A 26,319-nucleotide genomic window follows, 5' to 3' on the forward strand; every position below is an offset into this window, starting at 1 on the left:
CGCTGTCAGCTCACCTTCGGGGTGGCGCGGGAGATGATCGCGGCGAAGTCGACGCCGGTCGGCAGGGTGCCGTACGCCTGGCCGTGGTCGCCGCCGAGCCGGGACGCGCAGAAGGCGTCGGCGACGGCGGGGTGGCCGTGCCGCACCAGCAGCGAGCCCTGCAGCACCAGGGCGAGCCGCTCGACGACGCGCCGGGCCCGCAGTTCGAGGTCGTCGACATTCGACAGGTCGGCCTGCACCTGGCGGACCGCGGCGTCGAGCCGTGCGTCGGTGCCGGCAGCGGCGCTCACCTCGGCCTGGAACGCCTCCATGACCTGGTGTTCCTTGACGAGAGCGCGCAGTACGTCCAGGGCGGCGACGTTGCCGGAGCCCTCCCAGATCGAGTTCAGCGGCGACTCGCGGAACAGCCGCGGCATGCCCGACTCCTCGACGTAGCCGTTGCCGCCCAGGCACTCGAGGGCCTCGGCGGCGTGTGCCGGCCAGCGCTTGCAGACCCAGTACTTGCCGATGGCGAGGGCGAGCCGCTTGAACGCGGTCTCGCCGGCGTCGCCGCGCGCGGATCGGTCGGTCGCTCCGGCGAGGCGCATCATGAGAACGGTGGCGGCCTCGGACTCGACCGCGAGGTCCGCCAACACGTTGCGCATCAGCGGCTGGTCGATGAGGTACCGGCCGAAGGCCTGCCGGTGGGTGGCGTGGTGGGCGGCGGTGATCACGCCTTGGCGCATCCCGGCCGCCGCGCCGATCACGCAGTCGAGGCGGGTCAGATTGACCATGTCGATGATCGTGCGGACGCCACGGCCCTCGTCGCCGACGCGCCAGGCGACCGCGTGCTCGTATTCGACCTCCGCCGAGGCGTTGGACCGGTTGCCGAGCTTGTCCTTCAGCCGCATCAGCCGCATCGGGTTGCGGATGCCGTCGGGAAGGACGCGGGGGACCAGGAAGCAGGTGAGCCCGCCCGGCGCCTGGGCGAGGGTGAGGAAGACGTCGCACATCGGTGCGGAGGTGAACCACTTGTGCCCGACGAGCCGGTACGTGCCGTCCGGCTCAGGGCGGGCGGTGGTGGTGTTGGCGCGTACGTCCGAGCCGCCCTGCTTCTCCGTCATCGACATGCCCGCCAGCAGCCCTCGCTTGGCCAGCGGCGAGCGCAGCCCGAAGTCGTACGTCGTGGCGGTGAGCAGCGGCTCGTACTGCGCGGCCAGCTCCGGGTTGTGCCGCAGCGCCGGCACGGCCGCGTAGGTCATCGAGATCGGGCAGCCGTGGCCGGCGTCGGGGCGCCACGTGTAGAACTTGGCCGCCCGGGCCACGTGTGCGCCCGGTCGGTCGTCCATCCACGGCGCGGCGTGCAGGCCGTGCGTGACCGCGGTGCGCATCAGCTCGTGCCAGGCGGGGTGGAACTCGACCTCGTCGATCCGATCGCCGTAGCGGTCGTGGGTGCGCAGGGTCGGCGGATGCTCGTTGGCCAGCCGCCCGTACTCGATGGCCTGCTCGCTGCCGCCCAGCCGGCCGAGCTCGTGCAGCTCGGCGGCGGCCCAGCCGGCGCCCTCCCGCTCGAGCCCGTCGAGCAGTGCCAGGTCGTCCGCCGCGTCGTAGCCAGCCAGCGGTGGGACCTGGTTGAAGACCTCGTGTGTCGTCACGGCGATACTCCCAGCGCGCGGTGGATGAAGGCGGTCAGGGCGGGGATGGTGTCCGGGCCGGCGACCCCGGCGGCCAGCGGACCGACCATGGCTTCGGCCAGGGCGCCGACCAGCGCGGTCGCGGTCAGGTCGGGGTTCTGTGGGGGCAGTTCACCGTTCGCCACACCGGCCGCGACGTGGCCGGCGATCAGTTCGGCGTACGCCCGGCGGAAGACGAGCCGCTGGGCGTCGACCGCCGGGTCGACCGGCTCGGCGAGCAGGGCGTACGCCAGCCGCGGGGACTGCAGCGCGCGCCCGGCGAACGTCTCCACGACGGCGGACATCTGCTCGGCGGCGGTGGCCTCCAGCGCCGCGGCGCGCGCGACCGCGTCGACCTCACGCTGCGAGGCCGTGCGGAACACCTCGGCGAACAGGTCGGCCTTGGTCGGGAAGTGGCGGTAGACGCTGCCCGTCGCCAGGCCGGCCCGCTCGGCGACGGCGGCGACGGAGCAGCCGGCATACCCGTGCTCGGCCATGATTCCCAGGGCCGCGGCGATGATCCGTTCCCGGGAAGCGTTCAGCCGAGCCCGCACGCGGTCGGTGCTCCGGTAGGCCACGCAAGGATTGAACCATCATTCAATCCTTGGCCACAAGGTGGTGTGTCTTCGACATCAAGTGACGGGTATGCATAGTCGGCCGCGAGCGGGGGTAGAAGGACGTCACCGCATTGCAGCGGGTCAGGGGCGACCTGCCCCGAGCGGTTTCACGCGCCGATCCGCGCCGGCTGGTACCCCGGCCCTCGGCGGATGCCGCTGAGGTGCCGTCTGACCCGTCGGCGGTGCGGAGATGACCCCCATCATCGCGTTCCAAGGAAGGCGGCCGACCATGTCGTTCCAGAATGGATCCGCTCGTCGATCGCAGTCGCTGGCCGGGGGGCTGCCCAGCCCCGGCCCCCGGAGCTGGCGGCCGTTCGCGTTGGCCGGTTCCCGCACGAGGCGCGGACGTGTCGTCCGCCGGGTCGGGTGATCGCCATGCCCGCTGTGTCCGTGCCCCGGCCGGCGCGCACCGCCCTGTCGGTGCCTCGCGGTTACGTGGAGTACCTGCAGGCCAGGCTGCTGGAGGCCGAAGCCAGCCTGACCGCGATGAACGAGAAGTACGAGCGGACGAAGGCCCGCTTCGATCGCTGCTACGCCCGCCACGGCATCACCCCCGAGGAAGACATCGTCAACTACATCAACGCGAAGGGGATGAACCCGGAGCTGAAGTTCTGGTACGCCAAGGTCGAGCACTTCCAGCGGGAGGTGACCGCCTACGGGGCGGCGCTGACCGGACTCGACGCGGCGCGCCGGATGCTCGGCGACGACGGTTACCGCGTCCCCGAGCACGGGCGGGCGCGCAACAACAGGCGTGCCTTGAACCGCCCCGGCTGACAACGCCGACACCATGGACCTCGGCTACGCCGAAGGCTAGCGTGATGCCCAGCACCGTTGTCGACGGCATGGCGAGACATGGAGAGCCTACGGCGGTGATCGATGATGCTGGCGACCCGTGGGCGTCGGACGCCCGGAGTTCGGCTACCGGAGATCGATCGGCCGGTCGACCAGGGCGGCCAGCCGCTTCGGCGCCAGGACGCAGTAGCTCTCCGTGAGCAGTTCGGCGACCTCGTCCCAGTCGACCCCGTCGTCGAGCACCATGCCCACGACGTCGGCGCCCCAGTCCGGCTTGAAGAACGGGTGGCCGCCGGCGATCAGCCCGGCGATCTCGTCGCCGGGCGACCGGAACGTCAGCACACAGATCGGCTGGTCGGTCGCGGCAGCCCGGGCGTAGGCCGCCTGGTGGTCGGGGTCGACCGTGAGCACGTGGGCGAACGTGCGTTTGCGGATCCGCCAGCGCGTGCCCACCCACGCCGGCTCCTCGTAGCTCTCCGGCAGCCCGAGGCAGACGGGCCGGAGCCGGTGGAGGATCTCGGATGGGAGGTCCCCAGGGCCAGTCATGTGCCCGACGCTAGCCGGCCCCTCCGACAGGCCGAACCCGTCGATTCGTCGTAGCCGGGGAGTACGACTGACTCAGACCGATGATTCTCGGCTCGGTGGACGGTCTACCCAAGGGAAGCGAGTGGGAAGGATGAGGATATGAGCGGCGTACGGGTGCTGGTGGGCACGCGCAAGGGCGCGTTCACGTTGACGTCGGACGGCAGGCGCGGCGACTGGACGGTCGACGGACCGCATTTCGGCGGCTGGGAGATCTACCACCTGAACGGGTCGCCGGTCGACCCGAACCGGCTCTACGCGTCCCAGTCCGGCGGCTGGTTCGGGCAGCTGATCCAGCGCTCCGACGACGGCGGCAGGACCTGGAACCCGGTCGGCAACGACTTCGCCTACTCCGGCGAGGTCGGTGAGCACCTGTGGTACGACGGCACCCCGCGCCCGTGGGAGTTCAAGCGCATCTGGCACCTCGAGCCGTCCCGCCACGACCCCGACACCGTGTACGCCGGTGCGGAGGACGCCGCCCTCTACGTCTCCACCGACGGCGGTCTGAAGTGGAAGGAGCTCACCGCCCTTCGTACCCACCCGACCGGGCCGACGTGGCAGCCCGGTGCCGGCGGCATGTGTCTGCACACGATCATCCTGGACCCGGCGAACAAGGACCGGATCTACGTCGCCATCTCGGCGGCGGGCGCGTTCCGCAGCGACGACGCCGGCGCCAGTTGGCTGCCGATCAACAAGGGTCTGCGTTCCGGTGAGATCCCCGACCAGGACGCCGAGGTCGGCCACTGCGTGCACCACATCACCCAGCACCCGACCCGGCCGGACACCCTGTTCATGCAGAAGCACTGGGACGTCATGCGCAGCGACGACGCAGGTGCGAACTGGCGCGAGGTCAGCGGAAACCTGCCGTCGGACTTCGGGTTCCCGATCGCGGTGCACGCGCACGAGCCGGAGACGATCTACGTCGTGCCGATCAAGAGCGACTCCGAGCACTTCCCGCCGGAGGGCAGGCTGCGCGTCTACCGCAGCCGCACCGGTGGCAACGACTGGGAGCCGTTGACCAGGGGACTGCCCCAGTCCGACTGCTACGTCAACGTGTACCGCGACGCGATGGCGGTCGACACGCTCGACCCGTGCGGGATCTACTTCGGCACCACCGGTGGTCAGGTCTACCACTCGGCGGACGGAGGCGACAGCTGGTCGCCGATCGTCCGGGACCTGCCGGCCGTGCTCTCCGTGGAAGCCCAGGTGCTGCCGTGATCCGGGTCGTCCTCCCGGCCCACCTGAAGAACCTGGCTCACGTCACCGGCGAGGTACGTCTCGAGGTGCCCGATCCGGGTGCCGACCGGGTCACCCAGCGCCTGGTGTTGGACACCCTCGAGGCGCGATACCCCATGCTGCTCGGCACCATCCGCGACCGCCACAGCGGCAAGCGCCGCGCTTTCGTCCGCTTCTACGCCTGCGAGGAGGACCTCTCCAACGACTCGCCCGACGCACCACTGCCGGAGCGGGTGATCGCCGGCGACGAACCGTTCATCATCCTCGGCGCGATGGCCGGGGGATAGGCCGGACCACGGCGAGGGCGGGTTCGCGGACATCCGGCTGCCGGGCCGACTCGCCCGTTCCTCACCGGTGGTTTCGGGTACCCGGGGCGAATGGCGGAACTGCTCGAGGACGGCGACATCTACTTCCTCTACCGCCCCCGCGTCGAGGAGGAGCACGTCGACTCCCTGGACGAGGTGCAGCGGCTGCTGGTGGTGATGCACCCGTGGCAGGGGCGGCACCTGCGACTGCTGGTGGTCGGGCGTAAACGTCTGCCCGACATCGAGGAGCACGACCGCTTCTGGGCGTTCGTCGACGCGGTGGTGGACCGGCCGGAGCAGCTGCACGAGGCGCTGCAGGCGCGCACGTACCGGACGAGGACCCGCGGCGAGCGGGAACAGCAACCGGCCCGACCCGTGGCGGAGGGCGCGTACGTGATCGCCCGGCACGACGACCACACCCATCTCGCGTACGAACTCGAACTTCCGCTGCGGCTCGGCGAGGCGCAGCACGAGTTGAGCATCGAGCCGGAGCCGAGCTACATCGTCACGGTGAAGAACCCGCAGGCACCCTCCCCGCCCGGGGTCGGCCTCCGCGGCTCCCAGAAGGTCAAGTTGCCGGCTGCGCTGCAGAAGACGTTCCACGGTCGTCGCTTCGCCCCGCTCGACCCACCCGGCTTCCTCGATCACCCCGGGACCGAACTCGTGCTCATCGGCGCCGCCCACGACGCGTCCGCGGAGCTGGAGATCGACCTGGACGCGGAGGTCGAGCGCGCGGCCCGGAGCACCATCTTCGGGGATCTGCGGATCGGGCGGCGGGAGCGTCCGGTCGCTCCCTTGTTCTCTGGCGAGTGGGCCTGAGCCGAAGTCAGCGGTCCGGGCTGTCGGCCGCCGCCATCACCCGCAGCGCGTTCGCGTCCACCCCGACCCGGATCGGCGTCGTCCCGCACAACTCGCCGTCCACCTCCACCCGCGCCGGCCGGTCGGTCTCCAGCCACAGCTCGCCCACCGCGAGGAAGGGCTCGTCGCGCAGCCTCCGCCGGTGGCCGGTGGCGGCATTGCGGACGGTGGCGCGGATCAGCCCCCGCCGCGTCGCCCCGCCGACCGGGTACGCGACCAGCAGCCGGTCGTCGGCGTCGGCGTCGGCGGTGATCGGCCGGCCGGCGTGGAACCCGCCGTTGGCCACGTAGAGCTGGTGGGTGACGAGTTCGTGCGTGGTGTCACCGGCGCGGACGGTGGCGCGCAGCGGCCGGTGCCGGCCCAGCAGCGCCAGGGCGGTCAGCGGGTACGCGAGCCGACCGGAGACCCGCTTCAGGCGCGGCGGCGTCCGGAGCATGATGTCGGCGGAGAGGCCCACGCCGACGTGGTTGGTGAACCGCCTTTCGCCGGCGACCCCGAGGTCGACGTCGATGACCTTGCCCTGGGTGAGGACCGCGATGGCGTCGTCGAGGTCCAGCGGGACGCCGACGGTGCGGGCGAAGTTGTTGGTGGTGCCCAGCGGCAGCAGGCCGAGCGCGATGTCCCGGTGGGCGAGCAGCCGCCCGGCGGTGCTGAGCGTACCGTCGCCGCCGCCCACGACCAGGACGTCCGGCTTCAGGTCGGCGGCCGCGGCGACGCTCTCCTCCAGCTGCCCGGGCCGGTCGGTCCGGTACGTGCCGAGCAGGTCGAACCCGGCGGCGACCAACCTGGCCCGGGCCCGCTCGCAGTGTTCCCGGCCGCGGCGGGAGCCGGCGTTGATGACCAGCGCCGCCTTCCGGTCGCGCCGGATGGCCGCGGTCAGCTCCTGCTTCGTCCGCATGAACCACGACCCTATCTCCCGTCGGACCGTCGTCCGCTCCGTTGGCAAGCGTCGACTGCGCGACGGTGTCGAAGCCGGGCGAGGACGGGTGCCGAGCAGACTCGTCAGGTGTCGCAGGCGATGCCGTCTCCGTCGCGGTCGAGGTCGTAGATGTCCCGGCCGACCACCCGCAGCGGTCCGTCGACGTACGCGGGACCGTTGCCGCTGCCACCGGCACAGTCAACATCACTGGCGATGGGCACGCAGGCGCCGCTGTAGTTCGGGTCGCACGTCCGGGCCTCCTTGGTGCCGACCCTGACGACCTGCGTGACCGGCGCCTTCGTGATCTCCGACTTGACCAGCTTCTTTGCCGTCTGAACGCCGTCCGCGAGGGTGACCTGGTAGGTGAGGGTCCTGACGCCCGGGACCCCACGGGTGGTCACCTTCCTGGTGCCCTTCGCCAGCGAGGAGTCGTAGACCGTCCGGGTCTGGTACCCCACGTTCTGCGTCTCGGTGACAGTGCGCGTCTGCACCACCGGTGTCGCGGGGGCCGTCGGTGTCGCTGCCGGCGTACTCGGGGCCTGCGTCGGTGCCGCCTCGGCCGCGCTCGGGGAGGGGTCGTCGGCGGCCTGGACAGTCGGGATGGACTCAGCGGCCGGATCCTTCGCCCCCTGTGAACTGGGCGGCGGCGGAGAGACGATCGCCGCGATGGTGACTCCTCCGCAGCACAGCAGCACGAGCGTGACGGCGCTGATCGCCACGATCTTCAAGGTGCTGTTGGATTTCCGTGGCTGTTGACTCCAGCCACCGGCCGCCGCTGGAAACTGAGCGGTCGGATACGGCGGCGTTCTCCAGTCGTGACCGGCCGGTGGCACAGCAGGGGGAGGCGGCGGAGGCGGTGGCTGCTCGTGCCACGGGTCCTGCGGAGGCTGGTACGTCACACCCTGAGTGTGCTGAGCAGGGCCGATGTGCAGCACCGCCGGTCGGTCACCCGTATCGGTCTTTTGAGGACACCTCACCGTACGATCATCCGGCCAGGCAGGTTCGCCAAAGATCAAGTCCGGTGGAAGTCGTCACCGCGGGGTGCAGAGCGGCGGTTCGGCGTGCCCGGTGGTGAGCGTCAGAGGTGCCCACCTGGGGGAGCGGGCTTCGGATGACAGGTTGACGGCCGGTCGAGGTGCCGGGGTCTACGGTCAGGTATGGGCTTCTCGATCAAGCTGGCGCCCGGCGTGCGCATCCGCGCCTCGTCGAGAGGCATCCGGACCAGCCTGGGTCCGCGCGCCGCCCGAGTGCACGTCGGGGCCGGGGGCGCAGGGTTCTCCAGCGCCGTCGGACCCGTCGGTTTCTACACCTCCCTGGGTGGTGGTCGGGGCGGCAGCCGTTCCGGTCGCCGCCCGTCGGCAGCGGCGTACCAGCGGCAGGTGGCCATCCAGCAGCGGCAGGCGGTGCAGGCACAGCGGGCCGAGGAGGCGCGGCACCTGGCGCAGGCATTCCTGCGCATCCTCGACCTGCACCGGGTCGACTTCCCCGTCGCCACCCGACCGGTCGCGCCGCAACCGGCGGCCCCCGATCGCGCCAGCATCTACCAGCACTACGAGCAGCACGCCCTGGCCGGCATCGGCTTGTTCGAACGCGCCAGACGGGCCCAGGCCAAGCACCAGGCCTTGCGGTGGGCAGAGGCCGAGGTGCAACGGCAGTGGGCGACCCGCTGCGAGCAGCAGGCCGCCTGGCAGCAGTACCTCGACCAGCGCTGGCACCAACTGTGCACCAATGCCGCCGAGGTGGTCCTGGAAACGTTGGAGGAAGCGTTCGAGGACAACGAGGCCCCAAGCGCCGCTGTCGGCGTCGCCGACGGGGAGGTCTCCCTCGCCGTGCTGGTGCCGAGCATCGATCAGGTCGTGCCCGAGCGCATGCCCACCACCACCCAGGCCGGCAACCTGTCGCTGCGCAAGCTGCCCCAGCGCGATCGCGCCGCCTATTACAAACTGTTCGCGTGCGGGCAGGTCCTCGTCACGATCCGGGAAGCCTTCGCCGTTGCACCCGGCCTCCGCTCTGCCCGGGTCGCGGTGCTCCGGCACGACGGCACGGACAGCTACGGGCGGCCCCGGATGTCGTGCCTGCTTGCTGCCAAAATCGACGGCAAGGCGTTGGCAGGAGTGCGCTGGGACGCGGCCGACGCCGCCACCGTCGTCACCGACACCAGCAGTGAACTGCTGCTGAACCTGCGGCCCCGCACCGGGGAACTGCAACCACTCAACCTCGACGCCGAACCCGCACTCGCCGAACTCATCAGCGCCGTCGACCTCGCCGAACTCACCGGAGCCGAGTAGGTGCCACGGCCGGCCTCGGCGATCCTGGCCCGGCAGATGATCAACCCGCGTTAGCCCAGCATGTCCGTCGGGTCCGCCGCCGCCCGGCCTGTCGGGGGCTGTGCCGGGCGGCGGCTGGTGCCGTCACCCCGCCGGGGTCAGCGACGGCTCCGCGCTCCGCGACGGCTTCGGGCTGCGCGACGGGCTCGGCTTGGGCGATCCGGTCGGCGTCGGCGTCGGCTTCCCGGTCGGGCTCGCGGTGACGCACGTGCCCGGTTCGCAGGTCGGCCGGGTCACCGTCGGCGTCGGCTGCGCCGAGGTCGGTTTCGGCGTCGCCGGGGCGGTGGGCGACGGGGTGTCGTCCGGGAACGTCGGCTCCTGGAACCGGTACTTGTCCGGGTCCAGTTTGAGTGCGGCCGTGGCCTGTTCCATGAACTGCCGCCAGATCGGGCCGGGGCCGGTGGACCCGTAGACGTCGTAGCCGCCGTCGGAGGTCCTCAGCGGCTTGCCGTCGACGGTGCCGAGCCAGACCGCGGCGGCCAGCGCGCCCGTGTAGCCGACCATCCAGGTGTGCACGTTCTGGGTCGTGCTCGTCCCGGCCTGCCAGGTGCCGGTCTTGCCGGCGGAATCCCAGCCGTTGTCGAGCTTCGCGGCCTTCACCCGGCTCAGCGTCCAGTCGAGCTGGTTGATCGCCTCCCGGTCGAGCCCGATGTCGGTCTGCACCAGCTGTTCTTCGAGGATCTTCTCGTCGCCCTTGGTGACCGAGCGGACGAAGTGCGCGTCGGCCCGCTTCCCGCCGGCGGCGAAGGTCGCCATCCCGTTGGCGTGGTCCTGCACGGTGATGCCGTACTGGCCGATGCCGACCTCGGTGGAGAAGTGCGGCGCCAGCTCCTCACCCGAGTGGCCGCGCAGTTCGATCCGCTTCGGCCGCGGGTTGCCCTTCTCGTTGGCCCACATCGAGTCGACCCCGGCCTTGGTGGCCATGTCGATCACCTTCGCGGTGCCGAGCTGCTCGGTGAGTGCGAAGTAGGTGACGTTGAGCGAGGCGACGGTGGCCTCCCACAGCGCGCAGTCCGGCTGGCACGGTGCCCGCTCGGCGTTGCGGATCGGGCCGGCGGGGCTGCCCTTGGTCCGGCCGGAGGCGGGGAACTCCTTGATCTCCGGCGAGTCGAAGTGCTGCTTCACCGAGATCTTCTCCTGGACGGCGGTGGCCAGGTCGTACACCTTGAACGACGACCCCGGCGGGTGCTGGCCGAAGCCGCGGGCCTCGCCGTTCTCGTCCTGGTACCAGCCGGCGTAGTCGGCGCCGGAGCCGTCGCTGCCGCCGTGGTAGCCGAGCACCCGGCCGGTGCCGGGTTCCACCGCCACGAGCGCGGCCTGCCAGTTCTTCGGCTGCCCGCGGACCGCCTCGGGGGCGGTGTCGCGCCGGAGGTCGGCGGCGGCGTCGGCGGCGTCCTGGACCCGCTTGTCGATGGTGGTGACGATCTTGAAGCCGCCGTTGCGGATGTAGTCGGCGGGCTTGCCCTGGAACGGCTCGGTCTGCCGCAGCTCGCTGAGCACGTGGTTGACCACCAGGCCGGTCGGCCGGTCGAGGTTGGACCGGCCGGCGGCGGGATCGAGCGGCTTCACCGTGTCCGGGTACGCCAGGTTGGCCGCCTCGTCCGCCGACAGGTAGCCCAGCTTCACCATGCCGTCGCGGATGTAGTTCCACCGGTCGATCGAGTTCTGCCGCGCCAGCGGGCTGCGCTGCGGATCGTAGCCGGGGTGGCCCTCGGGGTCGTCCGGGTCGGCCTCCGGCTGCTTCACCATCGCGCAGAGCACCATCGCCTCCGCCGTGGTCAGCTGGTTCGCCGCCGGCGCGTCACGGCGCACCGTCTTGCCGAAGTACGCCTGTGCGGCCGCCTCGATGCCGTACGAGCCCCGCCCGAACGGCACGGTGTTCAGGTAGAAGCCGAGGATCTCCTCCTTGCTGTACTTGTCGTCGAGCTTCCACGCGATCACCGCCTCACGGAGCTTGCGCGAGTAGGAGACGCCCTTGAGGTCGGCGGCCACCCGGGCGTACTGCTGGGTGATCGTCGACGCGCCCTGGCGCTGGCCGCCGGTGACGTTCGACCAGGCGGCGCGCAGCACCCCGCTGAAGTCGATGCCCTCGTTGGTCCAGAACGTGCGGTCCTCGGTCGCCACGATCGCCTGCTTGGCGGCGTCGTTCATCTCCGGGTACGGCACGATCGTGCGGTTCTCCGTGCCGAGTTTCGCCATCGGCGTGCGACCGTCGGCGAAGTAGACCGTGGTCGACTCCGGCAACTCCAGGTCGCTGGGCGTGGGCACGCTGTCGACGTAGTACGCCCCGGCGGTGAGACCGCAGCCGGCGAGCAGCGCGAGCACGGCCAGGACGATCAGGAGGCGCTTGCGCCGACGTTTCCGCGCCGGCCGGGCACCGGTCGATCCGGGTACGGGGGCAGCGCTGTCGTCGTTACCGGTGGGAGGCACCCGCACCCACTACCCTCCGGCCGGTCCGCCGAATCTTGACCAGCCCGCGTTGTGCCCGGTGCCGCCGGTCGGACGGGCTCAGACCTCGGTCAGCCCCGGTGGCCCTCTGCCAACCGCGTAGCATATGCACCCCCACCCTGACTTTTTCCTACCAAGCTATGTGCACCTATTCGGCAGATCGGTTTCGACGCACAACCCTGATCGGCTCGGGCTGTCCACGCGATGTCCAGGGGCTTGTCGTACCGCTGAACCTCCCTGACGACGACATCAGTAGCCGGAATCCAGACCTGCAGGGCGACCTTACCGGCAGGTCGGCGGGATCGGGCTCGGTGCGCCAAGGCGTTTCCCCCACTCGCCGCTTCCTGGATTGCCGGGCGGCCGTCCCCGCGGAAGCGTGACTGAGGGTCGGGGTTTCGCCACGGTCAGGCGACGAAAACGTAACGAGACGTCCGGCGACGCATCCGTCAGATCGCGTCCCTTGACTGACGCGAACGAATGTATTGGCACTGACACTCTCTGCATAGTCCAACGCCATGAGGGCGAAACGTGCATCTGGGCGATCCTGCTCCGGCGCGATCGCCTTTCTTTACGTCAACCGTTATGAGGGGCGACAGTCGCGGACTGAAGCACCCTGCCGATGCAGCTGCCGCTCCGGAGCTTTGACCCAGGTGTGCCCGTCCGGCATGAGCAAATCCCGGTTCGCCGTTTTCCCATGTCCAGGCGGGGCGCAAGTTCTCCCGTTCACGGCCGGTTGACCTGCTGGTCAGGTCATGATGACCGGGTGCCGTCCGGACGGCGGTACGGCGAGCGGAGGAGTGGTCGTGCAGGACGTATCGGTCGAGCCGGTGGTCACCGGCGCACCGGTGCCCAACCTGGCCGAGATGGTGTGGGACAACGCCCGACAGGTGCCCGACGTGGTGCAGTTCGTCCGTCCGGATCCGGTTTCCCGGTCGTGGCCGGCGCGCCGGTCCGTGCAGGGCCGGGCGCTGCCGGTGACGTGCGAGCAGTTCCGCGACGACGTGCTCACCCTCGCGCGCGGGTTCATCGCCGCCGGTGTCGGGCACGGCGACCGGGTCGCTCTGATGAGCCGCACCCGCTACGAGTGGACCCTCGTCGACTACGCCCTCTGGTCCGTCGGCGCGGTCACCGTTCCCGTCTACGAGACCTCCAGCGCCGAGCAGTTGGGGTGGATCCTGGCGGACTCGGGTGCGGTGGGGTGTGTGGTGGAGACCGCGGCGCACGACGTGATGCTGGCCGGCATGCGCGACGACCTGCCGGCGCTGGGCCAGACGTGGCAGATCGACGGCGGTGGGCTGATCGCCCTTGCCGGGCAGGGCCGCACCGTCGACGACGGGCAGGTCGAGGAGCGGCGGCGGGCGGTGTCGGGCGGGGACCTGGCCACGATCGTCTACACCAGCGGCACGACCGGCCGGCCGAAGGGCTGCGCGTTGACCCACCGCAACATCTACTGCGACGTCACCAACGCGACCTCGGTGCTGCCGGAGCTGTTGCATCCGGGCGCGTCGACGGTGTTGTTCCTGCCGCTGGCGCACGTGTTCGCCCGACTGGTCCAGGTGGGTGTGGTGCGCACCCGCGCCACGATGGTGCACAGCGCCGACCCGGGCAGGGTCTTCGAGCAGCTGCGCAAGTGCCGCCCGACGTTCATCCTCGCGGTGCCGCGGGTGTTGGAGAAGATGTACGCCAGGGCCAAACGGCGCGCCGAGGACAGCCACCGGCGACGGCTGTTCGCCATCGCGGACGCCGTCGCCGTGCGATACAGCCGCGCCCTGGACACCGAGCGAGGTCCGAACATCCTGCTGCGGCTGGCGCGGGCCGGGTGTGACGTGCTGGCGTACCGGACGTTGCGCGCCGCCCTCGGCGGACGGTGCCGGCTGGCGATGGTCGGCGGCGCGCCGCTGGAACAACGGCTGGCGCACTTCTTCCGCGGCGCCGGCATCACCGTCCTGGAGGGGTACGGGCTGACCGAGACGGCTCCGGCGGTGACGGCGAACGTGCCCTCGGCGATGCGGATCGGCACCGTCGGCCGCCCGCTGCCCGGCGTGGAGATCCGCATCGCCGAGGGCGGGGAGGTCCTCGTCCGCGGCGAGATGGTCTTCTCCGGTTACTGGAACAACCCCGACGCCACCCGGGCGACCCTCACTGACGACGGCTGGTTGCGCACCGGTGACCTCGGCAGCCTCGATCCCGACGGCTACCTGCGCATCACCGGCCGGATCAAGGAGATCATCGTGACGGCGGCGGGGAAGAATCTCGCCCCCGCTCCGATCGAGGAGCAGGTCCGCGCGCACCCGCTGGTCGGCCAGTGCATGCTCGTCGGCAACGACCGCCCGTACGTGACCGCCCTGGTCACCATCGACCCACCGGCGTGGCAGCGGTGGCGGGCCGCCCACGGCCACCCGGACGCCGACGTGGCCGACCTGCGGGACGACCCCGAGCTGCGCCAGGAGATCGAGACCGCGGTCGACCACGCCAACCAGACGGTGTCCAAGGCGGAACAGGTCAAGCAATTCCGGATCCTGCCCCGCGACCTCACCGAAGCCGACGGGGAGCTCACCCCCACCCTGAAGGTCAAACGCGAGGTGGTCCAGGAGCGCTACGCCGCCGACATCGAGGCGCTCTACCGCGGCCACTGACCCATCAGGCCGCCGAGCGCAGCGAGGCGACCGGCCCGGGATCCCCGTCGCCGGCCGCCACCCGGGCCAGGGTCTGCTCGCTGGGCGTGCGCGCGCCGCAGCCGGTGCAGGCCACCTGGTGCATCGTGCCGTGCAGTTCGAGCCGACCCGCCCGGTCCGGCCGGATGGGGAACGCCGGGTCGACGCGTGATCGCGCCCGTCCCACCGGTTGGACGGGCCCGGCTCAGAGCCAGGGCAATGGGTCGACCGGACGGCCGCCGAGACGTACCTCGAAGTGCAGGTGCGGGCCGGTGGAGGCGCCGGTCGACCCGACCAGTCCGATCACCTGGCCGGCGCGGACCCGCTGGCCGGGCGACACCAGCAGTCGAGACTGGTGGCCGTAGCAGGTGGACAGTCGCTGCCCGTCCGCCCTGCCGTGCGTTATGCAGGTGTAGTTGCCGTAGCCGCCGTACCAGCCGACCCGCAAGACGCGGCCGTCGGCGGCCGCCAGGATTGGGGTGCCGGTCGGGGCGGCGAGATCCACACCGGGGTGCAACTGCCAGACCCGGTAGTACGGGTCGAATCGGGTGCCGAACCGGCTGGTGAGTCGGCCCGCCAGTGGTCGGCCGAGCCGGCCGCGACCCACCGTGGCGACGGTGCGGGCCGGCGCCGCCACGGCGGGCAGGGCGCGTACCCGACGGTCGATTTCCTGCCGGAGCCGCGTCTCCTCCTGCCGGCGGCGGACGAGTTCACCCTGGCCGGCGGTGATCGCGCCGGAGAGCGCGACGGCGCGGCCGGTGGGGGTGTCCACGACGTCCGCGGAGTCCGCCACGGTCAACGGGGAGGCCGCGTCCGCCTCCCCGCCGGTCAGGGTGGTCAGCAGGTGCAGCACCGGATCCGGTGCCCGCCGCACCGTGGCGAGGTCGGCGCGGGTCCGGGCGAGGGTGTTCTCCAGGTACTGGATCCGGTGCTGGACGTCGCCGAGCGCGGCGACCTGGCGTGCCTGTGGCGTGCCGGCCGCGTCCACCGGCGGCTGCGGGTAGAGGTCGGCGCCGGGATCCTCGGCGATGAGCGCGGGGGCCGATCCCCGGTCCACCATGGACCGGCCGCTGCCCGGCGGGCCCGGGACGCCCGCCTGCGGTGGCGTGCCGCCGGTCGGCGGGGTGGTCGCGGGCGGCGCCGTCGGCCCGGGCGACGCGGTGGCCGGCGGGCGGGTCGGCAGCCTGACCGGGGGCGGCTTCAGGGGCGGCAGCGTCACCTTCGGCGGTTCTATCGGCGGCAGCGACACGGAAAGCGACGGGCTCGGCAGGGGCAGCAGGGTCGGCAGGGGCAGTGGTCCCTGCGCCGCGCTCTGCGCCCCGGCGCGCGCCGCTCCGGCCTCCAGGCAGAGGGCCGTCATCATCAGCGTGGCGGCCCCGGCGACGGTCGCCAGCGTGGCCCGCCTCCACCAGCGTTGCTCCATGCCGTACTCCTGCCGCCGGCCCCTGTCCCGTCCCCCTGCTACATCGGATCCGGGTGCCTGGTCGTTACAGCGGATCGGCGGGCGGCGGATTCGGACGCCGCCGCAGCCGCCGACGGGCCAGCAGCGCCGCCGCCGCGACCGCGCCGGCCACCACCGCCGCGACGGCGGGCACCCGCATCGACCGTCCGGGCGGCGGGACCTCGGCCGCCAGGGCCGTCGATCGCAGCGGCGGATCGGTGGGCGCGGCCGTCGACCCCGGGAGCAGGTAGGCGTTGCTGGTGGTCCGGGCGCCCGTCGCGGTGGTCTCCACCGAGGTGACACCGACCCGGTTGCGGACCACCGTGCCCGACGGCGCACCCGGGCGGACCCGCCCGGAGATCGTGATCCGCGGCGCCGCCCCGGCGGGGCCCAGGCGCAGGTCACCGAGGTCACAGACGACGGTACGCGGGGACGCCGCGCACCGGCCCGGCTCGGCCCGGGCGGTGACACCGTCGAGGTCGATCGTCGTGGTGAACGTGATCCGCGCCGTGGTGAGGGTGCCGCTGCCGGAGATCGTGACGGTGTGGGTGACCTGTTGCCCGGGCAGGGCGCCGAACGGGGTCGACGTCAACACCGGTGCGGCGTCCACCGACGACGGCGGCGTCGGAACGGCCGCTGCCATGGCGGCCATCAGGCCCACCGCCGGCGCGGCGAACGACTCCCACATGGGCACACTGTAGGCCGACGCGACTGCGGGCGCTGAGCCGGCGATCAGGGCCGGCGTCCGCGCCGGTCGCCCCGGCCCGCGAGCGCGCGGAGGTCGTCCCCCTGGCGGCGGATGCGCCCCCGTAGCCCGGCGTTGCCGGCCGGTGGTGGATGCCGGTCGACGGGCGACGCGGACGCGGTTCCCGCCCGCTCAGCGACCGGTCGGTGGGCAGAGCAGCCGCCGCGCCAGCGGCAGCCGCAGGGGTTCGAGGCAGAGGTCGAGCATGGGGGCCGCGGGCGTCGGTGGCGCGGTGGTCGGGCTGGGAGCGGTGGTCGGTGGCGGCGTCGTGGGCGAGGGCGGTGTCGTGCTCGGGGCCGGCACGGCGGTCGGGGCGGGGCCGGGAACTCGGTCGGTCGGCGCGTCCCCTGCTGCTGCGGCGGCGGCCACGCTCGTCCCGGGTCGGCGCGGCATCGGTCCCACCAGCCAGGGAGCGCCGGCGTCGGTGGGCATCGTTGTCGCCGGGCCGGTCGGCGCGGGGGCCGGACCGCTGTCCGGGGCTTCGGGCGTGGCGGGGGTGCTCGGGGCGGTGCCGCGCTCGGCGGCCGGCGCGTCGGTGCCGGCGGTGCCGCTGGCCCCGAGAGCCGCCCGGTAGGTCGGGCCGGCCCGCTCGGTCGGGGACGTGCCGGCGGTCAGCGTCGCGAACGCCAGCGTGACGACGGCGGCGGCGACCGCCGGGCGGTCGGGGCGTACCGCGGTCAGCGGGGCCTGGGCTGGGTCGGCCGGTGCCGGTGGCGTCGGCCGCGTCTGCCGGTGCCCGGCCAGCAGGGCGTCGACCTGCGCGGCGACGGCGGCTCGCTGCCCGGTGGCGGTGGCGAAGGCGAGGGTGAGGTAGAAGCGGAAGTTCACGGTGGCGTTGGCCGGTACGCGCAGCCCGGCGAGCGGACTTCCGTCGGCGGTGTGCAGCAGGGTCAGTGGGACGTCGGGGTGGTGCGCCGGCCCCACCATGTCCGCGTACGTCCACTCCCGGCAGCTCGCGCCGCCGGAGAAGACGACCCGGTGGTTGGTGACGACGGCCATCCCCGCGTCGACGACCCGTAGGCCCGTCGGCAGCCCGCGCCAGGTCGGGTGGGTGCCCGGCGCGGTGACGGTCAGCTCCGGCGCGGGCAGTCCGACGATGTGTCGCGCCCCGGCCTCGGCCAGCTCCGCGGTCGGCAGCACCCGGTAGACGACCTCGTCGCGGCCCAGCTCCATCGGCAGGCTGTCCCGCGGGTGCGCGTACCCGTGGAAGCCGGCGGCCTCGATCCGCAGCCGGACCAGGTGGTCGTTGCGCCGGTGCCAGGCCGCGGTCGCGCTGTCGAACGCGTGCCGCCGGCGCGCGTTCTCGCGGACCGCCCAGGTGACCCGCCATCGGGGCGTCGCGGCCCGAGCCAGGATGGTGCTGGGTGAGTGTGCCGTCACGTCGGGTACAACCACTCCCGCCGCGCCAGGACACGCGCCGGGGATCGATGCGTACCTTTAGCTCCGAAAGGAGAGATTTGGCCCGCGGTCCGCCCGCGCCGGCCCGGGGTCGGGGTCGGCGGTGTTATTCGGTTGCCGGTCGGCGGAGGCGCTGGTCGACTGGGTGGGTCACCGCAACCGACCGTAGAGGATCAGCGATGCGCGCTGCGTTCATGTCCAACCGCCTGGGAATGATCATTCACCCGAAGGACATGACGCTTCGTGAAGACCTTGAACATCGGCATCCTCGCGCATGTTGACGCCGGCAAGACCAGCCTGACCGAACGCCTGCTGCACGCCGTCGGCGTCATCGACGACCTGGGCAGCGTGGACGACGGCACCACCCGGACCGACTCGATGGCCCTGGAACGGCAACGCGGCATCACCATCCGATCCGCGGTGGCCTCCTTCGTCGTCGACGGCGTCACGGTCAACCTCATCGACACCCCCGGCCACCCCGACTTCATCGCCGAGGTGGAACGGGTCCTCGACCTGCTCGACGGTGTGGTGCTCGTGGTCTCCGCCGTCGAGGGCGTGCAGGCCCAGACCCGGGTGCTGATGCGCACGCTCCAGCGGCTGCGCCTGCCGACCCTGATCTTCATCAACAAGATCGACCGGGCCGGTGCCGATCCCGACCGGGTGCTGCGCGACCTCGCCGCCCGGCTCACCCCCGCCGTGGTGGCGACGGGCGCGGTGCACGGCGCGGGTACGCCGGCAGCCCGCTGCGTACCCCACCCCGACACCGACCCGGGCTTCACCCGGCGGCTGCTCGACCTGCTCACCGCACACGACGACGCGCTGCTGAGCGAGTACGTCGAGGACGAGCGGCGACTGACCGGACGGCGGCTGCGCCAGGCCCTCGCGGCGCAGACCCGGCAGGCGCTGGTCCACCCGGTGTTCGCCGGCTCCGCGATCACCGGCGCGGGCGTGGCGCCCCTGATCGCCGGCCTCACCGAGCTGTTGCCGGTGGCCGAGGACGGCGCCGACGGCCCGGCCTCCGGCACCGTGTTCAAGGTGCAGCGGGGCCCCTCGGGCGAGCGGATCGCCTACGTCCGGCTGTTCGGTGGCACCGTACGGGTGCGGGACCGGCTGCCCGTCGGTGCGGGACGCCTCGCCACGGTCACCGGGATCGAGGTCTTCGACCGCGGCGCGACCGTCCGCGACGTGGCCGTCGGCGCCGGCCGGATCGCGCTGCTGCGCGGCCTCGGCGACGTCCGGATCGGCGACCCGGTCGGGGTGGCGCGGCGCACCAGATCCACCGGCGGCCGCCACTTCGCCCTGCCCACCCTCGAGACCGTCGTCGTCCCCGAGCGGGAGGCGGATCGGGGCGCCCTGCACGCCGCGCTCAGCCAGCTCGCCGAGCAGGACCCGTTGATCAACGTTCGGCTGGACGAGGTCCGGCGGGAGATCACCGTCTCCCTCTACGGCGAGGTCCAGAAGGAGGTCATCCAGGCGACGCTCGCCGAGGAGTACGGCGTGGCGGTCGGCTTCCGGGAGACGACGACGGTCTACGTGGAACGGCTGGTCGGCACCGGAGCGGCGGTCGAGCTGATCGGGGTGGCGCCCAACCCGTTCCTGGCCACCGTGGGTCTGCGCGTGGCACCCACGGCGACCGGCAGCGGGTTCCGTTTCCGGCTCGGCGTCGAACTCGGCTCGATGCCGCCCGCCTTCTTCACCGCCGTCGAGGAGACCGTCCGGGCGGCGCTGCGCCAGGGACTGCGCGGCTGGCAGGTCCTCGACTGCGAGGTGACGATGACCCACGCGGGCTACTGGGCCCGGCAGAGCCATTCGCACGGCACCTTCGACAAGAGCATGTCCAGCACCGCCGGGGACTTCCGCAACCTCACCCCGCTGGTGCTCATCGAGGCGCTGCGGGGCGCCGGCACCCGGGTCCAGGAGCCGATGCACCGGTTCCGGCTGGAGATCCCGGGCGACGCGCTCAGCGCCGTCCTGCCCGTGCTGGCCAGGCTGGACGCGGTGCCCCACGCGACGCGGACGCGGGGCTCGTCGTACGTGGTCGAGGGCGACGTCCCGGCGCGGCGGGTGCACGCCGTGCAGCAGCGGCTGCCCACGCTGACCCGCGGTGAGGGGATCTTCGAGTCGACCTTCGACCACCACCGGCCGGTCCACGGCGAGCCGCCCACCCGCCCCCGCACCGACCACGACCCGACCGACCGCAAGGAGTACCTGCTGGCCGTCGCCCGCCGGGTGACCGCGCGGCGGGGCGAGCGGTGACGGGTGCCCCGGGTGGGGCACCCGTCCGGGTCGGGGCCGCCGCTCAGGCCAGGTCGAGCTGCACCGTGGCGATCTCCCAGGCGCGCAACGGCAGCCGGACCAGGCCGTCGGCGTCGACGCTCAGCCGCTCGCCCGGCCGGCCGAGCAGGTCGGCCCGCCACGCCCCCCGGACACCCCGGTCGGCCCCGATGACCGCCCCGGTGTCGGTCGGGGCCTCGGCCACCACCCGCACCTCGACCCGGCCCTGCCGGTCCCGCACGCTGGTGAGCGCCACCCCCGGACCGGTCACCGACAGTCCGGTGGCCGGGGCCGGCAGGGCGACGGACGGCTGCGCCGTGCCGGCGAAGGCCAGCGGCTCGTGCCGGTACGCCTCGGCCGCCTCGGTCACCCCCGCCCCGTGCCACTCGCCCCGGAACGGCAGCACCGCCAGCTCGACGGTCCGCTCGCCCCGGCACTGTGCCGACGGGGTGGGCAGCTGCGGGCCGGCCGGCTCGTCACGCAGCGCGTGCCGGTTGCGCGACAGCATCCCGATCGACCGCAGCACCGTCACGGCCAGTTCGCGCCCGGAGTCGGTCAGCTCGTACTCGGTGGGCTGGGTCAGCAGCACCGCCAGCGCGCCGTCCGCCCCGCCGGCGGCCACGAACCCGGACGCCGGGAACGTCGGCAGCGGCACCTCACCGCCGCCGCCCTCGGCGGTCAGCCCGCGCTCCACCACCGCGAACTGACCCTCGGCGTACGACGCGCGGGCCGGGGACGGCAGCGGCAGGTGCAGCCGCACCCGGTGGTCGTCGCAGCGGTTGTCGAACTCGATCCGCAGCCGGGCGAACCGCTCGCCGGAGCGCAGCTCGACCCGGGTGGTGACCACGACGGCCTCCCGGTCCACCGCCCGGGAGCCGGCGTCCACGTCGGCCGCCACCGGCCAGCGGTACTCGCGGACCACGTCCACGACGGCCACCAGCGGACCCGCGTGCCGCACCACCGTGCGTACCGCGCGCGGTTTGTCGACCAGCTCGTCGGCGGCCGGCGGGGCGTAGTTGTAGCTGTCGCCCACGTCGCCGCCGTCGACGATCCGGCCCACCCCGTCCACCGTGACGCCGTCCGGGGTGGACAGCCGCAGCGTGCCGTCCTCGGCGACGTCGACGCGCAGCAGTCCGTTGTCCAGGCTCCGGCCGGCGACGGTGACCGGGCCGGGCACCGGGGCGGCGCCGGCCGGCAGCGGAGTTACCGCGTCGGGGTTGAGCGCCGCGCCGGCCGGCAGCGGCACCGGCCGGACCGCGGCGTGGCCGAGCGCGGGCACGTCGACCAGCGCGGCGACGGTCAGCCGGGGCGCGGCGACGATGCGGACCCGCCAGTGGTCCGGCCGGCCGGCGTCGGCCAGCGCCAGGCGGACGTCCTCCACGTCGAAGGCGGGGTCGCCGTGCCGGGCCACCTCGAAGGTGAGGGTGGCGTCGGCCGGCGACACCGACCAGCGGGTGACCTCCTGGCCGTAGAGCTCCCGGCCGTGCACCCGGGTGAGCACCCCGGGCAGGTCGACGGCCGGCACCAGGTCCTCGGCGAGCAGCGTCCGGGCCCGGTCGACGACCTGCGCGGCCACCGTCGTGCCGTCCGCGCCGGCCAGCCCCACCGCCGCGCCGTCGGGCGCCTCGACGTCGAGGCGCACCAGCGCGGTCCGGGCGGTCGGGCTCGGGTTGAACACCAGGTACCCGTCGCGCGGCACGGCGGCGGCCAGCCGGGCCCCGACCAGGTCGCAGACCGCCCGGCCGAGCTGGTCGGCCTCGGCCAGCCGGGCGGCCACCTGCTCGGCGGTCTCGTCGCAGCCGCACCCGGTCACCGAGTCGTGGCAGCTCGCGTCGATCAGCCGGGTCCACGCCATGTCCAGGAAGCGCTGCACGGAGGGGTCGTGCCAGAGCCCGGCGAGCGGTTCGGCGTACCGCTCCACCCGGCGCTCGGCGCGACCCATCGCCTGCTTCAGGTGGGCGCGCACGGAAATCACGCCGGGCAGGATGTTCGCCCGGGCGTGCGAGCGCAGCTCCCCGCGTACGGTGGGCAGCCCGTCCACGGTGGTCGGCTGGGCGGCGAAGTACTCGGCGAGCGTGCCGAGCCGGAACCGGATGCCGTCGACGTCGGCGGCGGCGAGCAGGTCGGGGGCGTCCGGGGCCGGCGCCGCGTGGTCGGTGCCGTACATGGCCAGGGTCGGTCCGCCCGCACCCTCGGGCCGCCAGCCGCCGAGCCGGTCGGCCAGGTCGGTGGCCCGGCGGGTGACCAGGGCGGCGTCGTCCATCAGCCCGGCCGCGTTGCCGTACCCGCCGGGCAGGTACTCGGTGCGCACCGTGGTGCCGTCCGGCGCCTGCCAGGCGAACGCGTGGGTGCGGACCCGGTCGGGTACGCCCCGGAACACGCAGGCGTGGGCCAGCCCGGCCCCGGCCAGGAGCTGCGGCATCTGGGCGATGTGGCCGAACATGTCGGGCAGGTAGCCCACCGGCATGGCGCCGCCCAGCTCGGCGCTGCGGGTCAGCCCACGCTCCAGGTTGCGGACGATGTTCTCCCCGGAGCAGAGGAACTCGTCGAGCAGGATCTGCCACGGCCCGACCGCCAGCCGTCCGGCGCGGACCAGGGCGATCACCTGCTCGCGCCGCTCCGGGCGCACCTCCAGGTAGTCGTCGACCGCGGCGAGCTGCCCGTCGAGGGTGAACCGCTGCCGCTCGTCGCGTTCCATCCGGTCGAACACGTCGTCCAGCAACGCCACCAGCCGTAGCCGGAACCGCTGGAACGGCTCGTACCACTCCCGGTCCCAGTGGGTGTGCGGCACGACGATGATGTCGGTCGGTCGGGTCATGAGCTGGCCGCCTCTCCGCCGATCGCCGCCCCGGTCAGCTCACCGAAGCGGCGTACCACCTGTTGGCTGGTCCGTACGTCGGTCGCGCCCTCGGCGATCCCGGTCAACGGCGGCGCGCCCGCGGTGACCATCGCGTGGAAGGCGACCAGCTCCTGCTCGAACGCCTCGGTCACCGACCGGAACGCCGCCCGCCGCTCACCGCCGCCGTGCGCCTCCACCAGGGTCAACGTGGTGGGCGCGTTGAGCAGGTACGGCGACGGAAAGACCAGTTCCAGCGAGCCCCGGGCGTGGTGCAGGGTCACCGTCTCCCGGTAGGCCGGGTACTCGGGCAGGTTGAGCCAGTGGATGCCGTAGCGGGCCCCGCCCGGCAGCCGCCCACTGATCTCCACCGACGGCTCCGCCGGCCCGTCGGGCGCCAGCGGCCAGGTCGCGACGTGCTCCACGGTGGCCGGCGCGCCGGTGAAGAGCCGCAGCAGGGACAGGTCGTGGGAGATGCTGTTGATCAGGATCTGGTAGAGGGTGCGCGCGCCCGGGTCGCCGCCGACCGCGGCGTCGAGCAGTGCGGCGTCGGCGGCGCGCAGCCGGGCCACCTCGCCGGGCGGCACGTCGGCGGGGGCCGGCGGCAGGTTGGCGAAGGCGAGCTGCCGGTCGCCGCCGGCGTGCAGCACGCTCACCTCCACGGCGTGGACCCGCTCGGCTCCGCCCCACTCGTCGAGCAGCCGGGCGGCCTCGGCCACCGCCGGGTCGTACTGCTTCATGTAGCCGACCATCAGCGCCGGCGCGCCGCCGCTCAGCTCGGTCAGCCGGGCCGCTTCCGCCAGGGTGTAGGCCAGCGGCTTCTCGCAGAGCACCGGCAGGCCCGCGCGCAGCGCCGACGCGGCCAGCTCACCGTGCGAGCCGGAGGTCGCCAGCAGCAGCGCGTCGTACCCGCCGTCGGCCAGCATCGCGGCGGCGTCGGTGTACCGGCGTCCCGGCTCGACGCCGTACCGGCCGCCCAGCTCGGCCACCCGGGTGGGGGAGAGGTCGCCGAGCGCGACGATCTCGAACAGGTCGCTGCGGCGTTGCAGCAGCGGCAGGTGCACCGTACGGGCGATGATGCCCAGCCCGGCGACCGCGATCCGGATCCGCTTGGCCGGTTCGGTCATCGCAGCGCCTCCTCGAGCCAGCGCCGGTTGGCGCGCTGGTCGGCCAGCGTCCGGTCGAGGTCCCGGGCGTGCGCCGGCGCGTCCTGTTCGATCACCAGCCAGCCGGTGTAGCCGATGGCGTCGAGGCCGGCGAGCACCCCGGCGAAGTCGACGTCGCCGGTGCCCAGGGCGCAGAACCCACCGGCGGCGACCACGTCGGCGAGGCCACCGCCGGCCGCCCGGACCCGCTCGTGGACGGCCAGGTCGGCGTCCTTGAGGTGCACCTGCCCGATTCGGCCGGCCCACCGGCGGACCGCCGCGACCGGGTCGCCGCCGGCCAGCAGCAGGTGCCCGGTGTCCAGGCAGACCGCGATGTCGGTGAGTTCGAGCAGCCGGTCGGCCTCGGCCTCGGTCTCCACGTCAGTGCCGAGGTGGTAGTGGAACACCGGTTCAAGACCCCGGTCCCGGCACCGGTCGGCGGCCTGCTGCACCCGGGTGGCGAACTCCGGCCAGGCGGTGGCCGGCAGCACCGAGGTCAGGTCGGGCGGGGTGCCGGGCCGGGCCATCCGGCCCGGGTTGCCGGGGCAGGCCAGCGTGGGCCGGGGGGCGAACCGGGGATCGTCGGCCGGTACGGCGGTGAACGCGTCGAGCGCCGCGTCGAGCTGGACCAGGTCGGCGCTGAAGCCGACCGGGTCGGCGTAGCGCAGGTCGACCCAGCCGCCGGCGAGCCCGATGCGGTTCGCCGCGAGCCGGCCGGCCAGCGCCTCGCCGGTGCCGAGGTAGCCGATCGGCCCGGAGTCCACCCCGTCGTACCCGTCGCGGGACAGGGCAGCCAGCAGCTCGTCCGGGTCGAGGAGCGTGTCGTCGTGCTGGTAGATCCCGTGGTTGACCGGTGCGCCGGCCACCCGGGTGCGTCCGCTCAGCTGCACAGTGCGATCACCTCCATGCGGTGCGATTCCAGGACGTGCAGGCCGTGGCCGGCCGGGAGCCGGCACCGGTCGCCGTGGACGACGCGGTGGCTGCCGTCGGGGTAGCCGAGCAGCATGCCGTCCGCGTCGAGAGCGAGCAGTTCGTCGCCGAGGCGGAGCAGCAGTGGCGCGTCGGGGCCGGCGGACACGGCGGTACGACCGGCGGCCAGCGCGTCGAGCAGGGCGGCCTGCGGCTCCCGGTCGTCGTCGACCAGCAGCCAGGTGGTGGGGGAGCCGGGCGGCGCGTCGTCGCCGGGGCGGTGGAAGTCGCTGCCGCCGACCGGCACCACGTCCGGGCGCCAGGCCCGCGCCCACGCCAGCGGGGCGCCCCAGGTGCGGTCCCACCAGCCGGAGTGCCACACCTCGGCCAGCCGGGTACGCGTGGTCAGCGGCTGCCGCCAGGCGCAGTCACCGCCGAGGGGGTGGTTGACCGACATCAGCCCGCCGGCCCGCTCCGCGCCGGCCAGCCACTCGTCGGGCGGCTGCCGGAAGTCGACCCAGCCGACCGGGCCGAACACGTTGGCGTGTCCCCGGTCGGTCGTCACCTCCTGCCCGGGCAGCAGGGTGAGGCCGTACCGGGCCGAGGCGGCGGGCAGCCACGGGTGGTGGCTGACCGTGTTGTGGTCGGTGACGGCGAGGAAGTCCAGCCCCCGGGCGGCGGCGAGGGCGGCCAGCTCGTCGATGGTGGCCGCGCCGTCGCTGTGCACGGTGTGCGCGTGCAGGTCCCCGGCGATCCAGCGCCGGCCGTCCACCCCGGGCAGCGCGCGGCGCGGCGGGCGGTCCGGGCGCGGTGGCGCCGCCGGCGGCGTCGGGGCGTCCGCCGCGGTGGTGCTGGTGGTGGCGGTGACCTCGTAGCTCAGGCCCTCCGGTGGGATGCGGTGCAACCGGAGCAGCACCTGCCATTCGCCGGGTTCCAGCTCACCGGGGAGGTAGCCGGGGGTGGCCCACTCGGCGGCCACGGTGTAGCCGTCGCGGGCACCGCCGGACCAGCCCCGAAAGCCGGCCGGCCCGAGGCAGCCCAGGTCGAGCACCCCGGCCTGCCGGGGATAGTCGAGTCGTACGGTGAGCGCGGCGGTGGCCGGCGGCACGGTGACCGGCAGGGCCCGCAGCACGCTCTCGGCGCGGTCCGCCAGCGTCCACCTGCCCCGGTGCACCGCCATG

General features: G+C 73.3%; 22 protein-coding genes. 8 read left to right on the forward strand and 14 right to left on the reverse strand.

Annotation, left to right across the window (positions count from 1 at the left end; translation table 11 throughout):
- Positions 1-5: 5 nt before the first annotated feature.
- Both GA0074696_RS16715 and GA0074696_RS16720 read right to left on the reverse strand, forming a co-directional pair.
- A complete protein-coding gene (locus GA0074696_RS16715; RefSeq protein ID WP_088961960.1) occupies positions 6-1,634 on the reverse strand; it encodes an isovaleryl-CoA dehydrogenase in 1,629 nt (542 codons plus the stop codon).
- Positions 1,631-2,230, reverse strand: coding sequence for a TetR/AcrR family transcriptional regulator (locus GA0074696_RS16720; protein ID WP_088961961.1), 600 nt, complete (start codon positions 2,228-2,230; stop codon positions 1,631-1,633). The genes GA0074696_RS16715 and GA0074696_RS16720 overlap by 4 nt, the downstream gene beginning before the upstream one ends.
- Positions 2,231-2,644: 414 nt before the next feature.
- Here GA0074696_RS16720 and GA0074696_RS16725 point away from each other — a divergent pair, with 414 nt between their 5' ends.
- Complete coding sequence (locus GA0074696_RS16725) at positions 2,645-3,043, forward strand: hypothetical protein (RefSeq protein ID WP_157745989.1); 399 nt, start codon at positions 2,645-2,647, stop codon at positions 3,041-3,043.
- 144 nt (positions 3,044-3,187) lie between these two features.
- On the opposite strand, the gene GA0074696_RS16730 is transcribed toward GA0074696_RS16725, so the two are convergent.
- On the reverse strand, positions 3,188-3,607 hold the full coding sequence (locus GA0074696_RS16730; protein ID WP_088961963.1) for an MmcQ/YjbR family DNA-binding protein: 420 nt from the start codon (positions 3,605-3,607) through the stop codon (positions 3,188-3,190).
- 138 nt (positions 3,608-3,745) lie between these two features.
- On the opposite strand from GA0074696_RS16730, the gene GA0074696_RS16735 reads away from it, so the two are divergent.
- The 3 genes from GA0074696_RS16735 (at position 3,746) to GA0074696_RS16745 (ending at position 6,003) form a co-directional block, all read left to right on the forward strand.
- Positions 3,746-4,861 carry a WD40/YVTN/BNR-like repeat-containing protein gene (locus GA0074696_RS16735; protein WP_088961964.1) on the forward strand — a complete coding sequence of 372 codons (1,116 nt, stop codon included), beginning with the start codon at positions 3,746-3,748 and terminating at the stop codon, positions 4,859-4,861.
- Positions 4,858-5,166 (forward strand): MoaD/ThiS family protein, encoded by a 309-nt coding sequence (locus tag GA0074696_RS16740; protein ID WP_088961965.1) that lies wholly within the window; start codon positions 4,858-4,860, stop codon positions 5,164-5,166. The genes GA0074696_RS16735 and GA0074696_RS16740 overlap by 4 nt, the downstream gene beginning before the upstream one ends.
- Before the next feature lie 90 nt (positions 5,167-5,256).
- Positions 5,257-6,003 carry a hypothetical protein gene (locus GA0074696_RS16745; protein WP_088961966.1) on the forward strand — a complete coding sequence of 249 codons (747 nt, stop codon included), beginning with the start codon at positions 5,257-5,259 and terminating at the stop codon, positions 6,001-6,003.
- Positions 6,004-6,010: 7 nt separating this feature from the next.
- Here GA0074696_RS16745 and GA0074696_RS16750 read toward each other — a convergent pair whose 3' ends face one another.
- Positions 6,011-6,940, reverse strand: a complete 930-nt coding sequence (locus tag GA0074696_RS16750; RefSeq protein ID WP_088961967.1) for a diacylglycerol/lipid kinase family protein — start codon at positions 6,938-6,940, stop codon at positions 6,011-6,013.
- 104 nt (positions 6,941-7,044) lie between these two features.
- Positions 7,045-7,452, reverse strand: a complete 408-nt coding sequence (locus GA0074696_RS31870; RefSeq protein ID WP_231925036.1) for a G5 domain-containing protein — start codon at positions 7,450-7,452, stop codon at positions 7,045-7,047.
- 109 nt (positions 7,453-7,561) lie between these two features.
- Here GA0074696_RS31870 and GA0074696_RS31875 point away from each other — a divergent pair, with 109 nt between their 5' ends.
- Together GA0074696_RS31875 and GA0074696_RS16760 are read left to right on the forward strand one after the other, a co-directional pair.
- A complete protein-coding gene (locus tag GA0074696_RS31875; RefSeq protein WP_231925037.1) occupies positions 7,562-7,717 on the forward strand; it encodes a hypothetical protein in 156 nt (51 codons plus the stop codon).
- A gap of 401 nt (positions 7,718-8,118) precedes the next feature.
- Positions 8,119-9,249: a DUF4236 domain-containing protein gene (locus tag GA0074696_RS16760; RefSeq protein WP_088961968.1), complete on the forward strand. Its 1,131-nt coding sequence runs from the start codon at positions 8,119-8,121 to the stop codon at positions 9,247-9,249.
- A gap of 123 nt (positions 9,250-9,372) precedes the next feature.
- Here GA0074696_RS16760 and GA0074696_RS16765 read toward each other — a convergent pair whose 3' ends face one another.
- On the reverse strand, positions 9,373-11,613 hold the full coding sequence (locus tag GA0074696_RS16765; protein WP_231925038.1) for a transglycosylase domain-containing protein: 2,241 nt from the start codon (positions 11,611-11,613) through the stop codon (positions 9,373-9,375).
- A gap of 926 nt (positions 11,614-12,539) precedes the next feature.
- Between GA0074696_RS16765 and GA0074696_RS16770 the strand changes: the two genes are divergently transcribed.
- A complete protein-coding gene (locus GA0074696_RS16770) occupies positions 12,540-14,372 on the forward strand; it encodes an AMP-dependent synthetase/ligase (protein ID WP_088961969.1) in 1,833 nt (610 codons plus the stop codon).
- Positions 14,373-14,376: 4 nt separating this feature from the next.
- Here the strand turns inward: GA0074696_RS16770 and GA0074696_RS31405 are convergent, their stop codons facing one another.
- The 4 genes from GA0074696_RS31405 to GA0074696_RS16790 form a co-directional block, all read right to left on the reverse strand.
- Entirely contained in the window at positions 14,377-14,577 is a 201-nt protein-coding gene (locus GA0074696_RS31405; protein ID WP_088961970.1) for a hypothetical protein, read from the reverse strand.
- A gap of 18 nt (positions 14,578-14,595) precedes the next feature.
- Positions 14,596-15,813 (reverse strand): M23 family metallopeptidase, encoded by a 1,218-nt coding sequence (locus GA0074696_RS31880; RefSeq protein ID WP_231925039.1) that lies wholly within the window; start codon positions 15,811-15,813, stop codon positions 14,596-14,598.
- Between the two features lie 64 nt (positions 15,814-15,877).
- Complete coding sequence (locus tag GA0074696_RS16785) at positions 15,878-16,519, reverse strand: hypothetical protein (protein ID WP_088961971.1); 642 nt, start codon at positions 16,517-16,519, stop codon at positions 15,878-15,880.
- Positions 16,520-16,708: 189 nt separating this feature from the next.
- Complete coding sequence (locus GA0074696_RS16790) at positions 16,709-17,956, reverse strand: hypothetical protein (protein WP_088961972.1); 1,248 nt, start codon at positions 17,954-17,956, stop codon at positions 16,709-16,711.
- Positions 17,957-18,217: 261 nt separating this feature from the next.
- Between GA0074696_RS16790 and GA0074696_RS16795 the strand changes: the two genes are divergently transcribed.
- A complete protein-coding gene (locus tag GA0074696_RS16795; RefSeq protein WP_088961973.1) occupies positions 18,218-20,230 on the forward strand; it encodes an elongation factor G in 2,013 nt (670 codons plus the stop codon).
- A gap of 43 nt (positions 20,231-20,273) precedes the next feature.
- Here GA0074696_RS16795 and GA0074696_RS16800 read toward each other — a convergent pair whose 3' ends face one another.
- The 4 genes from GA0074696_RS16800 to GA0074696_RS16815 are packed head-to-tail and all read right to left on the reverse strand — an operon-like array spanning position 20,274 to position 26,318.
- Positions 20,274-23,066: a glycoside hydrolase family 38 N-terminal domain-containing protein gene (locus GA0074696_RS16800; protein ID WP_088961974.1), complete on the reverse strand. Its 2,793-nt coding sequence runs from the start codon at positions 23,064-23,066 to the stop codon at positions 20,274-20,276.
- On the reverse strand, positions 23,063-24,211 hold the full coding sequence (locus GA0074696_RS16805; protein ID WP_088961975.1) for a Gfo/Idh/MocA family protein: 1,149 nt from the start codon (positions 24,209-24,211) through the stop codon (positions 23,063-23,065). Before GA0074696_RS16805 ends, GA0074696_RS16800 begins: the two co-directional genes overlap by 4 nt.
- Positions 24,208-25,119, reverse strand: coding sequence for a sugar phosphate isomerase/epimerase family protein (locus GA0074696_RS16810; RefSeq protein ID WP_197700728.1), 912 nt, complete (start codon positions 25,117-25,119; stop codon positions 24,208-24,210). Before GA0074696_RS16810 ends, GA0074696_RS16805 begins: the two co-directional genes overlap by 4 nt.
- Positions 25,110-26,318 carry a CehA/McbA family metallohydrolase gene (locus tag GA0074696_RS16815; protein ID WP_088961976.1) on the reverse strand — a complete coding sequence of 403 codons (1,209 nt, stop codon included), beginning with the start codon at positions 26,316-26,318 and terminating at the stop codon, positions 25,110-25,112. Before GA0074696_RS16815 ends, GA0074696_RS16810 begins: the two co-directional genes overlap by 10 nt.
- Position 26,319: the final 1 nt, after the last annotated feature.

This window comes from Micromonospora purpureochromogenes (assembly GCF_900091515.1).
In the GTDB taxonomy this organism is placed as follows: Bacteria; Actinomycetota; Actinomycetes; order Mycobacteriales; family Micromonosporaceae; genus Micromonospora; species Micromonospora purpureochromogenes.